Origin of the sequence: Silvibacterium sp. (assembly GCF_047605705.1) — a bacterium.
Taxonomy (GTDB): Bacteria; Acidobacteriota; Terriglobia; order Terriglobales; family Acidobacteriaceae; genus Silvibacterium.
Genome location: NZ_JASGFD010000002.1, coordinates 50,912 through 66,692, shown reverse-complemented (window position 1 = coordinate 66,692; position 15,781 = coordinate 50,912). Strand labels below are relative to the sequence as shown.

Sequence of the window (15,781 nt, the reverse complement as noted above, 5' to 3'; positions counted from 1 at the left end):
GAGTTCGAAAGAGAAGCTTTCGGGAAAGCTTCTCTTTCAGGGTGGATGTTTACCGCTCGGGTCACTTCATTCGTGGAGATTTAACTACAGTGAAGCACTAAAAGCGATATTTCAACGACATCTGCATGGTGCGTACATAGCTGCTCCAGTTCTGAAGCATGCCGGATTGCTGCGCTTCCTGGAGATACTGGCCAGCGGAGTTTGTCTGGAGAGTCACCAGTGAAGAGAAGTTTCCGGAGTTCAAAGTGGAAGAAGGAGCAAGTGAGGTCTGGCCATGCCAGGGAGAGAACATGTTGTAAATCTCCAGGCGATAGGTCAGAACGTGCTCGTCATGAATCGGGATGTTCTTCATGAATGTCATATCGCCACGCATGAAGAAGGGACCGCGCAGGCTGTTGCGTCTTACGTCACCGTAGGTGTTGCCTGCGCCGGCTTCGTACGCAGCCGGGTTGAACCAGTGGTAGATCTTGTTCTTGAACTGCGCAACCGGATACTTGGTTGTATCGAGTTCACCATAGACTGCGTCGTGCGGATTGCCTACCTGGTTGGGACGGCGGAGATCACCACGTACGCCATCCTGTCCAAGCGAGCTATCCGAGGTGTTGTTCAGAGTGAACGGGTTGCCAGAGGCGACTGTGAAGATGCCTGAAAGCTCCCAGTTGCCGAGGATGTAGTTGCCGATTCTGCCCGTAGAGTACTTTTTGCCTTTACCTACAGGGAGTTCATAGGATCCGCTGCTGACCAAGCGTTGCGTCTGGTCAAAAGCCGCAGGTCCCCATTCACAGCTTATGCAGTTATTGTTCTGTGCGGTTAGTGTAGAGCCAACGATGTTATTGATGGCAGACACTTCATCGAGTGCGCGCGAGTAGGTGTAGTTCGTCTGCAGATCCAGTCCCTGAGAATAGCGCTTATCGAGACGAACCTGCAGAGCGTTGTAGCTGCTGCTGAAGATATTCGCAATAGCATACGCATTGGAGCGGATGTGGGAGAAGTTTGCGCGGTCGAGAACCGGAACGAAGTTCGGATCGGTCAAGCAGGAGGGATTTGATTCCTCTGCTTCTTCGACGCTACGGTTCGTGTTGCAGGCATCATCGACGCCTGTCATTCTGCCTGCGTTGTAGTACCAGTAGCCAGGCTGATGCACGGCGTGGGCCCCGACATAGGTTACGTCAAGCAACAATGTTTCCGTAATGGCATACTGCGTGCCCAGGGACCATTGTTGGTTGTAGGGCGAGCGGTTTTTCGGCCAATTAACCTGCGGTCCAGCTTCCCAGTATGGTTCCTGGAAATACGAGGCATCGCTGCCGGCGGTCCACAGATCATCCAGCTTGGTGGGTGCCGCTGCGGTATAACCGGTTGAAGTGGGATAGGCGAACGATCCGTAGTACGTGCTGATGTCGTCATAGCTTGTCAGCGAGTACCACTGGTTTTGCAGGTCATAAAAGAGACCGTAACCACCGCGTACATCCATGCGAGGCAGGTTCGTGGGGCGCCACGCGAAGCCGATACGGGGCGAGAAGTTTGTAAAGTTATTCTGAATCAGTTTGTTGTTGCTGCTGTAGCCGGTCAGGTAAGGGTTGACTCCGGAGATGGCGCTGACAGTAGCCTGGTTGGCCTTGCTGGCCCAGTCAAAGCTGCCGCCATTGGAGGTGTCCAACACGAGACCGCTGTTGTTTACGCTATGGAACGAAGGGGGAATTTCATAGCGCAGTCCGAAGTTCATCGTCAGGTTGGGAGTGACGCGAACATCATCCTGTGCGAAGAAATTCCAGTTCGTTGCACGAACGTTGAAGAGATCCGATCCGCCCGGAGTTGGTCCAGAGATGCTTGTTGGATTGCCCATGAGCAAGTCGGCAACCGCGTTACCAGAGCCGGCAACGCCGATAGAGGCTTCCGAAGTAGTGGGGTTGGTGCCGGAGTAAGCACCGTTGAAGCCCAGCGAACCGTCAGCCGAATAACCGGCCGTCATATCAAGCATGATACGGCGGATATCCAACCCGAGGGTGATGGTGTGGCGTCCATGAATGTACTTCAGGTTATCGACAACCTGATAGATGTTTTCTTTCTGGTGCCAGTTTCCATTGCCATTGCCAAGCCCCTCATAGCCGCTGAGCGTAAGAATCGGCAGTGCCCAAAGGTTAGGATCGCTGGGAGTGTTGGCAAAGCCAAGCTGTTGACCATAGTTGACCTGTTCAGAGTTTAGGCCATCGATCCAGTACTGCTGGTTATAGCCAACGCGGAACTGGTTGAACATGGTCGGCGTAATGGCGCGCTGCCAGTTGAATGCAAGCAGGTGGTTGTTCTGTGAAGTGATCGAGCCGCTCAAAGGCATCAGGCTTGGGCTTACATACTTCTGATCGCCAAGAATGGCAGAGAAGTAAAGCTGGTCGCGATCGCTGAGGTTGTGATCGATACGGAAGGTACTGTTATCCGTATCAAGTGGCTTTTCTAGGCTGGCAATATAATTTACGCAGCCTCCGCCCTTGGCGCAGCCAGCAATATTCGGCTGGGTCACGTTTGGGGTTGGGTAAAGAGCCAGCATGTTTTTTGCAATCGGGCTTAACGCGCTGGTGATCTGGTTATTCGCAAAAGCTTTGCGCGTCGACGGGTCGTCGTTGACCTCGGTACTCGGATCGTAAATCGGAATCAGATTCCCGCTGGAGTCACGCCAGTCCGAAAAATCTCCCGAGCGTTCTGCCGTAGTCGGTACTAGGCCGGAAGACTGCGTGCCCTGCCTTTTTCTACCTGCTTCATAACCGTAGAAGAAGAAGGTCTTACCTTTGCTATAAATTTTAGGGATCCAGACAGGACCACCCAGTGAAAAGCCATACTGGTTTTGTACCAGTCGGTCTTTTGCCTCGGATACATCTTCACCCAACACCTCGTTTTCGTACTTGTAATACGGATTATGTGGTTGGAAGGCACTGTTCTGCATGTAGTCATAAGCCGTGCCATGGTACTGCAGCGTGCCTGATTTGATGGCAACGTTGATCTGTGCAGAGCCCTGTCCATACTCGGCTCCGTACATGCCATTCTGCACTTTGAACTCTGCAATCGAGTCGGAAGTCGGGATATTGTTCGCAGTGGAGAAAAACTGGTCATTATCCATGATTCCATCGACGAGGTAGCTAACCGATTCGGTTCGCGCACCGTTGACGCTTACCGAATTGAAGTCGGTATTGAGCCCATGTTGTGCCCAATATAACTGCGAGCTGCCCTGTACCTGGGTAACGCCAGCCTGCAGCTTAAGCAGGTTGGTAAAGTCACGGCCAATAATCGGAAGGTCGGAGATAAGCTTGCTGCCGACGACGGTACCAAGACTGGCATTGTCCGTCTGGAGCATCTGCATGTCTGAGCTAACCGTGACCTGCTGTGCCTGAGAGCCGACTGCCATTGCAAAGTTCTGACGCAACGTCGCATCAACGTTCAGAATTAGTCCTGTTGCTTCAGAAGTTTGGAATCCATCCCGTTCGACTGAAACGTCGTAGGTGCCGGGCGTGATGTTGACAAAGACATAGTCGCCGACACCACTGCTTTTCGTGGTTTGCGTGAGGTGGGTATCCTCGTTGGTCAGGGTTACTGTCGCGCCGGGAACCATCGCGCCTGACGGATCGGTTACGTGGCCAAGGATGGTGCCTTGCGCGCTTTGTCCGTAACCTAAGGCGGGACAAATGGCGGAGCCACCGGCCACGAGGAAAGCAAACACAATGTTGCTAAGGTTGTGAAGCTTCATGGCTTCCTTTCAAAAAGGTGTAGGAAAAACAGAGAAAACGACGCTTTAGGGGCGCCGCGCAGCAAGCCAGCCGTAAGGGAAAACCGCGGAAGGCCGAATAGGGACGGATATTCAGGAACCGTTCGCGGGTCTCTCGAAACCCTGAAGACGCCTTCGTATGCGCCCATACAGGCTGCACTCGATGACGACGACGTCGTAGGCAATGGAAGACACCTGGGATGGGGGTAGAAGGCAGTGCACGAAATGACGCACTGTACATTAAGAGAGCTAGCGTGCAGGAAATCGCGGCGACGCATATACGGCACTCCTTATGGAAACCGAGCCCTAATTGCTTCAAACCGTGAACATCATGCTACGGCTGCCTCCGCCAGTGCACATTGCCGAGACCGACATGCGCGGGCGGTCAAGCGCGAACGAAAAATAGAAATAGCGCACCGATTTATTTTTGCAGTAGAAATAAATCGGTAGATAATCTGGATTAGATGAAGCAAATACCCATTAAATGCAGGTTAATTTTTAATTCGGTAGTCGAAGCATAAGATCGATCTTTCGCTTGGTCAAGAAAAATCCTTCGCCGGGGTCATGTGTGGCGACAGGTCAAAGTCGGCGTTTGAAGGAAAGGATTACCACGTGTGCCTGGCGAATTATGCCTTGAAGAACGCGCCTCGTTCTGCGAAGACAACTATCGTTTCGGCCTTGCTCAGACACGGCTTGATGTCGCGGCTCGAACTGAGTGAGTGGACATCGATCAGCCCTGGCGCAATCACGGAGATCACCCGTGAGCTTCTCAATCAAGGGCTGATCATCGAAACAGGGGCGGGGAGCACAATAGCCAAGCGCCGGGGTCGCCCTTCGGTCCAACTTGCGCTCAGTCCATCGCATGCATACTTCGTCGGACTGAGCCTGGCCGAGGATCGAACCGTCCTGACGCTTATCGACATGCAGGGTCAGGTGCTCAGCAGCGAGGAGACTGCGGAATGCACTTCGGAGGGAGAGTTATCCCAATTGGTGTCAAATAGTTATCGCCGTCTGTTGGCCCGATCCAAGGCGGATCCGCAACGGGTGGGCGGTATTGGCGTATCGGTGGCCGGCATTGTGGATGCCCAAGCCGGATTGTGCCTCTACTCGGTCGGGCTGGATTGGCGCGATGTACCGGTGGCAAGCATGGTGGCAGAGGCTACAGGAGTGCCAGCCTGGATCGATAACGATGCTAACGCGCTTGCCGTGGGCGAGAAAATCTTTGGCCGGGCGCGAGAGATGGATGACCTTACCGCCGTGATGCTGGGTTCGACCATTGGAGCCGCGCACTACATCCACGGTAGGTTGTACCGAGGGTCGAATAGTGGGGCCGGAGAGATGGGCCACATTATCGTGGACCCAAGTGGCCGGTTGTGTCGGTGCGGCCGGATCGGTTGCCTGGACACGGTTGTCGGCGGATTTGCGATTCGGCAGGCGGCACTCGCCCTGGGGCTAAAGGTGAGCAAGATGAGGGATCTGGAAGAGTTCGCAATCCTTGGCGACGTCAATGCATTCCGCCTCCTGCAGGAGGCGGGAAAAGCACTCGGAGCGACGATCGCCGCGCTGGTTCACTTCAATAACCCTCGTGCAGTGCTTTTCATCGACATGGAAGGCTTTGGGCCAGGAGTTTTTCGGACGGCTACGCGGCAGGCTGTCGAGAATGGCATTCTGCCGAGGTTGCTGGGTGCTACAGAAATTGCGTTTGTCGACGGTACGTCCATGCTGCTTCCGCGGAGCGCCGCCTCGATCGCTTTATTCAACTACCTTATGGCGATTCAATAGATGCAGGTGAAAGTAAAGGCGGTTCTCGGTCCGAAGGTGCTGCAGACCCAAACGTGTTCATGCAGCGACTCCAATAGTTTTCGAGCCAAACTCATCGGCTATCGTTAACGTCTCCCCGAGTGAAGCAGCGATTGGTGCGGCCTCCTTTTATCGGAACGCCTGGGTTGAGAAGCTAAGACATACTTCTTACGTGCATTTCGGATGGTGACGGATGCAGCAAGAGACGAGCTATTCGAACTCGCACTTTTGGGCTGGCGATCATTGGGTATTCGGTGTCCCTTCCATTGAGAAAGAGACCGAGCGAGGTCTCTTTCAATTGAACTTCTAGAGGATGGCGCAGACTGATCGGCCTCGGTATTACTGAGCTGACAAGGATACTATCCTTCGGCAAAACTGAGAGATTTTGTCATGAAGAAAAAGCGCCTCAGTGTGGAACATATCCTTGGCCGTTCAAGTATGCGCAAGCAGGAGTACCTGTCGCCGAAGTAAGACGGAAAGCGGGGATTAGCGAGCAGACGTTTTGCCTCCCGCGAAGAGCCCGGTTAGATATAGGCTGTCTTCGCGCCCGTATCCACAACCCATTTGCGAATAAGATCGCTTGAGTCGCTAGGTACTCCAGTTTCAAAAACCTAAGAAGGAAGAGCGTCGAGATGTCACGGAACTTGATCAGAACCGACGTGCCCTTTGGAGCATAAATTGCGGTTACTGTTCCTTCAGCGCTTCAGCCGGGGGCACGGCCGCAGCGCTAGTAGCGAGATGGCGAAAGAAAGCAGGGCACAGGCGATTGAAATGGCGGCTGCCCCTCTCGTGGATCAAGATAGCCGGCCGAGATAGTCGTTCGACGAAAACCGTGCCATCGCCAGCCACAGTGGAAGTGCAACGAGCACGGCCGCAGGCGCCGCCTGAGTTGCGCGTTCGAGCACAATGCGACGAATCCTCCGCAGTGATTTCGGCGCGCTTGCAGGTTAGTTCGGGGTAGGACGTTCAATGTTGTCGATGACCAGGATGGGCACGGGTTGTTTTTCCGCGACGAGCTTGAGGCCAAGCTGATCGTGGAGAGCTGTGAGCAGGCGCGCTTCAGATTCGGTCTGAGTGTTGGCTGTGGGCTGCGCGTTTGGGTCTGGAGGATACTTCAGCGTAAAAGTGTATTTTCCAGTAAGCCCGGTCCTGTCGATGACGATGCGGTCCAGATTGTTGCCAAGATTGTTGGCTAGGTCGCTCATCGCGAGCGCATGCGCATCGTAGGTGTCGTGACCTATCGTCAGGCCGTATGTCTCAAGGGGGCCAGCCTTTTTCACTTTCGCTCCGCCCTTATCCACTTCGAGTGCGTAGATGGACATTTTTTTCGTCGTCCAGTGGTAGCGAAGGTGAAAACGATCGATCAGCATCGATTGCAACATCAGACTGCACCGCCTCACAAACTCCTCCTGAGGGAGTTTGTCCATGCCCTCCGGCATCTTCGCGTTAATGGTGTAGTGCTGGGAATCGCTCCAGTCCGGTGCACTCTGGACCTGGAAATTCTTCAAATTGAAAGAAGCTTCGACCAGAAACTTCAGGGCTATTCTGTCAATCCTCTCGTAGTTGAAGCCCGTGTACCAAGACATACCGGTCGTATTGTTATCGGGCCGGATGGATACGACCTCAAACGAAGGCCGTTTGTCCGTAAGCTGGGGCTCCGGCTGATCCTGTGCGAAGACCTCGCGAGAATCGACGGCGCCTGCGGCGAAAGGCAGGAGAAGGACGGCAGCCGTGAGCATTGCAAGTGATAGTTTGCCGTTGGTACTGAGCCGCTTGTATCGGCGGTCGCTGGTAATGCGCAGGACGCGCTCCTTCAATTCTCCTCCCGTCACGCCGGTCATGGATTCGGCCGGAGCTTCCAAGTAGAAACGGCAAACATCGAGAAGGCTGTGCGCATAGATTTCGGCATCTTTGCCGGAGGCGATGACCAACTCGTCGCAGGCGCGCTCTCGCTCGTCAAACAGTCGTGCGCGAATAACCCACACCAGCGGATGAAACCAGAAGAAAGCGAGAATCATGGTGTGAAAGGCGGCCGTGAGGTTGTCGCGACGGCGCACGTGGCTCAGCTCATGTTCGAAGATGGTCTCAATCTCGGCTGCGGAGAGGCGCTGGAGGAGTTCGGCGGGCATCAGGATGGCTGGGCGGAGGATGCCGAGGACGCCGGGCTCTAGGATGCCGTCACTCAGTAGTACCGGCACGTCCTCGCGCATGCCCCAGGGCCGCGCACGTTGTCTGAGCAGGCGGAGGGCGAAGCTGGTGCGGAGCCATGAGCCAGTAATGAAGAGTACGCCTGCGGCCCATGCGACGATGCACACAGCAAATAACCATTCGCCCCGATCCGGTGCGGCGGTTGCGCGTGCCGATGTGGTCTTTACTGGCGGCGAGCCGGGCATGTATGGCTGCACGGAGTGCGCAACCCAGGCCTCCAAGGGTTGCCTTGACATGACCGCAGTCGTGGCCGGATGGATAACGTGACCTGCCGCGACCAACAGCGAAAAGGGGATGAGGAACTTTGCTGAGGCAGCCATCCAAATGCGGTAGCGCAGTTGCGCATGGTTATTCCGGAAACATAGCGCGAGCGCCCAGGCGAGCAGAACCACAGCGGTCGTCTGCCAAAGGTGATTGAGGAGCGTCTGCTTGAGTTCAGCTGGGATATACAAACCGATCGTCACTGCTTCTTCCCCTTGTCTCTGGATTTCAGCGCGTCTTCAGCATCTTTCATATCCTTCATGGAAATCCGACCGGAGCTAACGAGGTGCGCCATCACCGGTTCCGAGCGCCCACCGAAGATGGAAAGCAGGTCTTCGATGAGCGCGCGCTGCGCATTCTCGCGTGTGATCAGCGGCTCGAAGAGATAAGCATTACCGGACTGTCCTGCGCGACCCAGGACGCCCTTAGCCTCCATGCGAAAGACGGTGGTCTGGACGGTGGTGTATGCCGGGCGGCGGTTGGTGGGAAGTGCCTGTTGGATGTCCCGGACCGAGCTTGCGCCGCGGTTCCAGAGGATATCCATAAGCTGATATTCAAGCTTTGAAAGCTTTACGAGCTTACTCAAGCAAAACCTCCTACGTATGTAGTTGCAAATCTACTACACACGTAGTCGTATTGCAAAGGGAAGATTCATTCCGGTGTGAGGGACGGCGATTGCGAAAACGGACCCACGCGGCGAGATAGGTTAGCAGAGCGAGCGGGACTCGCACGACAATGAGTATCCACGTGGAACACCTGGGCTGCCTGTGCTAGCGCAGGCTCAAGCACCGCGGATCTCCACAGCAGCCAAGGCGTTCAGCGCATCAGTGCGAAGATCGTAAGGACGGTTTCGGAGCCGGTTCGCGCGCGAAGAATCTAATAAGAGTAAAGGAGCACCGCCGCGCAGAGGGGTGCGCCCCACATGGCGAGACTTTCTTCATCATGAAGTCGGTCGAGAGAGCAGCACCAGTGATGGTGTGAGCAGGCGAGTGAGACTTCGCGGCTCTTCTTCCTACGGTCATAGTCTTGCTGCTTTTCGAAGCACTATCCGTATTGCCTGTTGTTTTTTTGCTAGTGAGAGTTGATGTGGCGCAATTGATATCTGAGACCGGATAGATGCAGGGTATGGCAACGTGGGGAGCTGGGTGTGCGGTCTGAGTCCCCGAAAGGCCTCGTTCCTTGGCCAAAGCACACAATCCATCGTGTTACTGAAATGCGTTCCTCTCCGGGCTGCGAGGTTCGGCTGTAATTTCCATCTTCCTCATGGCTTCATGCTCAACCTAATTGCTGACTGTGGCCTGCCCATGAAAAGGAGTGTTGCAGGCTCAGTCCGGTCTGCCCTTCTCACTGTTCGGTCGCGGCTGCAGGAGCTTTCTTTAACCTTCAAAGATTCACTCTTCATGGCTCGTGAGATTAGTTCCCATCATGAGCGACTTCGCTGCTTTACCAGCAGATGCCAGTCGTGGTGTTCGCCGCATGAACTGAATACCCATTGTGCGCGGGATAGGCCGTGGACAAGAAATTCCCTATCTGGTTTTCATCTTGCGGATGAGCAATGGCAAAGGGCACACTTTTTAAATATCAAGAAATTGCGAGCAGTGGTTTCATCGGGGTGCTCGCGGTGAGCTTGCAGCCTATGAATTCCGGTATCGCCGATACTCCTTTGCCCGGCTCTTTTCCACGCATGCTCTCAGAGATCGTGCGTTGAAAGGAGCCGGCTATTCTCCCCTCAGTTTCTCTAATTTGCATATCCCATGCAGAGCAGTTTTCAAGGAGACGCCATGGGAATTTATCGGGAAGTTTCGATCAATGAGATTGTCGAGCAACTCGAACATATTCGCCAACTGCATCGTGGGGTGCATCCGTCCAGTGAACGGGCGCGGATCATCCACGATAAGCGGGAACAGAAGATCAAGGATTTCTTATCGAATATCCGGCGCACAGGAGTACGAGCCATGGTTCCCATGGTGCATGAGCTGGAAGAACTGTGCGGCCTGACCACTGGTTCCGGGTACCGCTTGCTTGGCTATGAATTGGATGCCATTCGCGAATACGACCATGTTTTAAACGCCGGTCGTACCCACATTGTGGAATCGCATATCTTCGAGCGGGATATCCGCATAGAGCTTCCTCTCGAATTGGCTGAAAATCCGGCAATCGATGCGGATTGTACTCTCCAGAATTTTGTTCGCAGTTGGCAGCGGGATGTGCCGCTTCGCGCATTGGATGGAAGTACCTGGCGCCATAGAAACGTCTTCTATGTGCATGTAGGAACCGAAGACAGCCTGGGCTCATGCCTTCCAGCTGGATCGATGGCACAAGTGGAACTCATCGGAAAGGAAGAAGTGCTGCAGCCTGTTCCGAACACCATCTATCTCATTCAGCTTCGAAATGGATATCGCTTCTCACGCTGCGTCGCTACGCTCGGTCGTATTCAGTTATTGTTGTCGCTTGAGGGCTGTTTCGACAAGGAAGAAATCTATCCTTATCCAAGTGATGCTCTGAGAATTGTTGGGAAGGTGTTATCGTTCGCACTCAATCTTCCGCTCCCCGAGTATCGTGCGATACGTGCGATTCAGCAATATAGCGGCACAGCAGCAATGCTTCTTCCCTGGGAGCATCGGACTCGTGGCAGTTATCTGGCCACCAAGCATCGACGGTTTATCCGGCCCGATGAGGAAGCGGAATTCCTCGCAAAGGTTCTAGCTTCAAAGCTTCCAAAGCTCGCAAGCGAGCGGAGCAAACGACGCCTCAGGAGTGACAACCGCTCGGAACCGCACGTCGATGGGTTAATTCAGACAACGCTCGAAAGCTATGCGCGTTTCAGCGACTCGTTGAGACTCAGTGGATATCTATCCAAGGATGCGAACCTGTTTTCACTCGAAACGTTCTTGCAGGCACGAAACTATGCCGACCTGATGACATTGAAGATGGGTGCACGCCCCCCATTTCCAGAGTCTGCCTGGAAAATGATGCGAGCGGAATTGGTAGATCTGACCCCCTTGCTGCTCCTCAAGTTCCCTCGTCTGAGCCGCGTGGAAGACCGAATTATTCGTGTCTCACAGAAGAGCGAGCTTCCTGCGCTGAACCCTGCAGTCAATGCAGGTTCGTGGATGCTGCTGGAGAATGTTTCCATCGCACCTGACGTACAAGGTGATGCATTGAAGCTGGGCTGGCATCGTCCCTTATATGCATTACGTCGCGGTTTGACAACTCTATGGGGCTATCTGGAGCGTGAGGGAGCTTCTTTCGTGTTCCTTCAACGAGACCAAAATTCTGTTATTCCTATTCGGCTTGGGGCGGCAGATCTGACCCAGTTGCAAAGGGTCTGCGGCGCAGTCGTGCGGGTTTCCTGATTGACAGGGCATTGTCGCCGCGTATTTTTGGCCGCCACCATTGTTATCGCTGTCACATGAGATGTGCATTTCAATTCCGCAAGTTATTGAAAGAAAAAGAACGAGTATATTTGGCCGCACCATCTTTTCCTCTTGCATGGTTGGATATTCGAGCGCAAGCTCTCCATCATCAATGAGCAGAGTAAAGCGATGGGCATATCGGGACAACTTCGAACGATGGAGCACGATGACGGCGCGGCAGTGCTTAACATCCAGACTGGCCATATATCAACTTTGAATCAAACAGGCGCATACATCTGGAATGCGATGCAGCGTGGCGAGCCAACCGAAATGATTGCAGAGAATCTGGCTCGCGAGACGGGTGAAGATATTGCTGTGGTCAAAAATGGCATCGCCGCGTTTCTCGAAGACCTGAGTAAACATCGTTTGCTCGCTTTCTAGGTTCGATGGTGACGGGATGAAGATCAAGGACGAGTTCGAAATTGATAAGGAATACCGGATTGTTCTCTTGCATCCCAGATCATTCGGCGTGTTGGTGACCTCCTATGTAGACACTGCCTCGTATCTCATCCGAGTGAGAATTTCTGGGTTTGCGCGAATCGCACCGCAATTACTCGATGGATTGAAAAAGGATTGGGGGCTCCAAGGGATCATCCTCGATATATTCCCCGAACGAGATCAGCAAGGGCCATGGGCCGTAGTCAAAGTCTTCACCGAGACGATACCTAGCTGCCTGCGAGTTGTCGCGATAGACACGATTGTCGGCAGCGACTTATCAGAGTCAGAGCGCCCCGTGGTATCGAAAATTCAAAACGGGACAGCAGGCAACCAATTTTCCTGGCGAGAATGGATTGAAGAAGCAATCGAGTGGGTCGAGACAGTTACGCAACGCAGAGTAGCTTCGAAGCTGGACATCTCTCAGTACAACGCAGGAGGAGAGTTCACGCTGATCCGGTTCCCTATGAAGGATGGCAATGCTTATTGGCTCAAGGCGACCGGACAGTCGAATTCGCACGAGTTGAGGATTACCTCCCTTCTCGCCCGCTTATGCAGGGATTCCGTTTCTGAAATTATCGCTGTACACCCGCTTTGGAACGCGTGGCTCATGCCTGATCTGGGGCGGGACGTTGAATCCGTAGATGACTCAGCTCAACGGTTGCGGATCTTGGAGCTCGCGGTCAAACAGTTGGCACAGTTGCAACTCAGCACCGCTGGACATGAAGCAGAACTCATAGCCGAAGGCGCATTTGATCAGCGAGTGTCGCGAATGCGTTCCACCTCAGAGCAGCTATTCGATCAGATTCGGGAAGCAATGTGTCTGCAAACCTCAATGAAGGGTCTTCGTCTGGATGAGACGCGATTGCGTCGTTTGCACGACATTTTTGTTGCAGCCTGCGAGGTTGTAGAGCATTCAGGTATCCCGGTTACGGTGATTCACGGTGATATGAACGCCGGGAATGTAGTGTTTCAGAAGCAGCAATGTCGCTTTATCGACTGGTGCGAGGCATACCTGGGATGGCCCTTCGTGACATTGCAACATCTGCTGTTGCTCAATCGACAGGAAAGCAAACAAGTAAAGGTTGCAACAGATAGAGCCCTGATTGATCGATATTGTGCCATATTGAGCGACGTTTCTACCGTGACCGAGCTCAATCGTGCGCGGGCATGCATACCCCTGCTAGCGGCAGCTTCGGCTTTATATGGACGAGGAGAATGGCTCAAACAGCCTCTCAAAGACGCTCCGCAGCTTCAGGTGTACGTGAGAACGATGGCTCGTCATATGGACAGCGCCGCGCAGACGCAGAGATTGCTCGAAACGATAGGCCACAAACGAGCTCAGTATTCCCGCATGAAAAACTGCACGGAGAAACTCTATGTTTCTAAAAGTGCTTGAGAGCTGGAGTCTACTCCTCTACTTCGAATCTCTGATGCGATTTCGCGGATTCGAAGCTATACATCGTGTGGTAAGCAGGAAACAGGTCAGAGAAAGACACGGTACACATGGTTCGTCCGAAGCGATTTGCCAGGCGGTTGATATTGCCTGTGTTCTTTATTTCAAACGAGTATTGTGCCTGCAACGTTCAGCCGCCACGACTCTCTTGCTACGGCGGCATGGGTGGCCAGCCACAATGGTGATCGGAGCACAGTTGTTGCCATTTGAATCCCATGCCTGGGTGGAGATTGATGGATGTGTAGTCAACGATAAACCGTATATCCGAGAGATGTACCAAGAGCTAGAGCGCTGTTAGGTGAGGTCTGCTATGAGCATCCTTTGTGGAATTTTAAAGCAGCGTGGCGCAGTGGTGAAAAATGTGGAATTACACAGGCTCGCTTCGCCAACTCGTCGCTACGCCACGGGAGATGCTTCGATCCATGTCATGCACCGCATAGGGATGGCCCTGCAACCGTATTTCAGTCACGAGCGATCGAAATTGGGGAGTCGCCCATTGGTCGATCCGTATGGAAATCTTCTGTGTTTCGATGGGCGCCTGGACAACTGGTCTGAACTAGCATGCCTCCTCGATCTCAGGCAGCTAGAAATGTCGGACGCGGATATTGTGTTGGCCGCATTTTCGGAATGGGGAACCGACTGCTTCGCGCGACTCACTGGAGACTGGGCAATTGCATTATGGTCCAAAGCGAACGAAACGCTCTTTCTCGCACGCGATCATGCGGGAACGAGAACGCTCTATTTCGAGCAAACCGAAACGGATCTCGTTTGGGCCACGCACCTCGATACATTCATGTCGCGCGAATGTGGGAAGCAGGTGTCGCGGGAGTATGCTCTTTGCTACCTGTCGGGCTTACCACTGCGTGATCGCACTCCTTATGTCGGAATTGCTTCTGTTTTGCCCGGGGACGTGACTGCGATCCGGAATGGCCGCGTGTCGAAGACTGCGCATTGGACCCCGTTTCGCAACAAAACTATCCGCTACGGCAGACTTTTGGACTACGACCAGCGATTCCTCGAAGTCTTCGGTAACGCTATAACGCGGCGTACTGGTGCTGGAGCGCCTGTACTTGCTCAATTAAGCGGCGGTATGGACTCGACCGCGATTGTGTGTATGTCGGATCATTTGCGCCGCAAGGCGGATGCCAATGCTGACATTCTGGATACGCTCTCCTACTACGATGACTCCGAGCGCTCCCTGGACGAGAAGGCATTCTTCACCATCACGGAGCGTCAACGGGCCAAGACAGGGATCCATATCGACACGGCGTACTCGCAGCGCTCCTTCCGGCCACATGAAGGAGAAGCAGGTAGCTACCTTGTTCCGGGAGCGGACAGCTTCACGTTTCAATTCGAGCAGAGGCTAAGAAAGGATGTATGGTCACGAGGCTATCGAAGTATTCTCTCGGGGATTGGTGGGGATGAAGTCACGGGAGGCATCCCAGATGGCCGTCCGGAATTGGCAGACTATTTTGTTGCCGGCCGGCTTCTTGCCTTTCTTGGAAGAGCCTTTGCATGGTCTCTGGTGGATCGCAACCCGCTTGTGGCGACTCTATATTCCGCTACACGCTACTCCATTCGACCCCATGCGGGGCGTACCGCGATCAAGCCGCCATCCTGGCTCGCGCAGTGCTCGTTCCGATGGATAGAGGAGCTTCGAGCTGCATCCATTCCAACCGATTCTGCGCTATCGGCTCGCCCTTCTGAGAGGGATAATGGCTTCTCCTGGTGGTCAGCCATGGAGACCCTCCCACATCTCTTTCCATGCTTATTGTGCCGTCCCGAATATCGCTATCCCTTCCTTGATAAGGATCTGGTTGAGTATCTTTTCGGTATTCCGCGGGATGTGGTTCTGCAGCCAGGACGCCGTCGGACACTTATGCGCCGAGCTTTGGCTGGAATCGTTCCGGGAGAGATCTTGGAACGTCGCAGGAAGGCATATCAGTTTCGAGCTCCACTGAAAGTGTTGAACCGTGAATCACTTCGCTTAATGGCTTTGTTTCAGGACTCACGTCTCGCCGAAATGGGTCTGATAGAGCCGACAACTCTGCAAGTTGAGATCGAGCAGATCGCAAACGGGAGAGAGGGTGCGTGGCAGGCGGTTATCCGAGCAATCGCCTTGGAGCTCTGGCTACGCTCAATTGAGTCGTCAGAAGGCCACAACGCCGATGCATCCGGTTATCGGGATGTTCTTATAGGTTCGACCGCCTAACCTCGGTCAGCAGGTTCCGTACGCTGTGCCGGACATTGGTATGGGATGTACGGAGATTTCAAATCGAGAGGACACAATCATGCTCTACGTTCAACCAAAGGTAACGGCAACATTCCGCGCAGTCTCAACCATTCAAGCAGCAAAGGTCAACCCCATGGATGAAATCTCTGGAGCCACGCTCTCGAGTGGAGCAGCGTATCAGTCGAACGAATAACGCTCTTCTGAGGGCTGTTTGATCCGTG

General features: G+C 53.8%; 10 protein-coding genes. 7 read left to right on the top strand and 3 right to left on the bottom strand.

Going from position 1 to position 15,781, the window contains the following annotated elements:
- Positions 1–97: 97 nt before the first annotated feature.
- Complete coding sequence (locus tag QM649_RS01055) at positions 98–3,733, bottom strand: carboxypeptidase regulatory-like domain-containing protein (protein WP_415197141.1); 3,636 nt, start codon at positions 3,731–3,733, stop codon at positions 98–100.
- Positions 3,734–4,315: 582 nt separating this feature from the next.
- On the opposite strand from QM649_RS01055, the gene QM649_RS01050 reads away from it, so the two are divergent.
- Positions 4,316–5,533, top strand: coding sequence for an ROK family transcriptional regulator (locus QM649_RS01050; protein WP_415197140.1), 1,218 nt, complete (start codon positions 4,316–4,318; stop codon positions 5,531–5,533).
- A gap of 965 nt (positions 5,534–6,498) precedes the next feature.
- Here QM649_RS01050 and QM649_RS01045 read toward each other — a convergent pair.
- Positions 6,499–8,223 (bottom strand): TIGR03435 family protein, encoded by a 1,725-nt coding sequence (locus tag QM649_RS01045; protein WP_415197139.1) that lies wholly within the window; start codon positions 8,221–8,223, stop codon positions 6,499–6,501.
- Entirely contained in the window at positions 8,220–8,606 is a 387-nt protein-coding gene (locus tag QM649_RS01040; protein WP_415197138.1) for a BlaI/MecI/CopY family transcriptional regulator, read from the bottom strand. Before QM649_RS01040 ends, QM649_RS01045 begins: the two co-directional genes overlap by 4 nt.
- Before the next feature lie 969 nt (positions 8,607–9,575).
- Between QM649_RS01040 and QM649_RS01035 the strand changes: the two genes are divergently transcribed.
- The 6 genes from QM649_RS01035 (at position 9,576) to QM649_RS01010 (ending at position 15,539) form a co-directional block, all read left to right on the top strand.
- Positions 9,576–9,728, top strand: coding sequence for a hypothetical protein (locus QM649_RS01035; RefSeq protein ID WP_415197137.1), 153 nt, complete (start codon positions 9,576–9,578; stop codon positions 9,726–9,728).
- Between the two features lie 73 nt (positions 9,729–9,801).
- A complete protein-coding gene (locus tag QM649_RS01030; RefSeq protein WP_415197136.1) occupies positions 9,802–11,376 on the top strand; it encodes a hypothetical protein in 1,575 nt (524 codons plus the stop codon).
- Between the two features lie 132 nt (positions 11,377–11,508).
- A complete protein-coding gene (locus tag QM649_RS01025; protein WP_415197135.1) occupies positions 11,509–11,817 on the top strand; it encodes a PqqD family protein in 309 nt (102 codons plus the stop codon).
- Between the two features lie 16 nt (positions 11,818–11,833).
- Positions 11,834–13,270 carry a phosphotransferase gene (locus QM649_RS01020; protein ID WP_415197134.1) on the top strand — a complete coding sequence of 479 codons (1,437 nt, stop codon included), beginning with the start codon at positions 11,834–11,836 and terminating at the stop codon, positions 13,268–13,270.
- Positions 13,251–13,625: a lasso peptide biosynthesis B2 protein gene (locus QM649_RS01015; protein ID WP_415197133.1), complete on the top strand. Its 375-nt coding sequence runs from the start codon at positions 13,251–13,253 to the stop codon at positions 13,623–13,625. Before QM649_RS01020 ends, QM649_RS01015 begins: the two co-directional genes overlap by 20 nt.
- Positions 13,626–13,637: 12 nt before the next feature.
- Positions 13,638–15,539 carry an asparagine synthase-related protein gene (locus tag QM649_RS01010; RefSeq protein WP_415197132.1) on the top strand — a complete coding sequence of 634 codons (1,902 nt, stop codon included), beginning with the start codon at positions 13,638–13,640 and terminating at the stop codon, positions 15,537–15,539.
- The last annotated feature ends 242 nt before the right edge of the window (positions 15,540–15,781 follow it).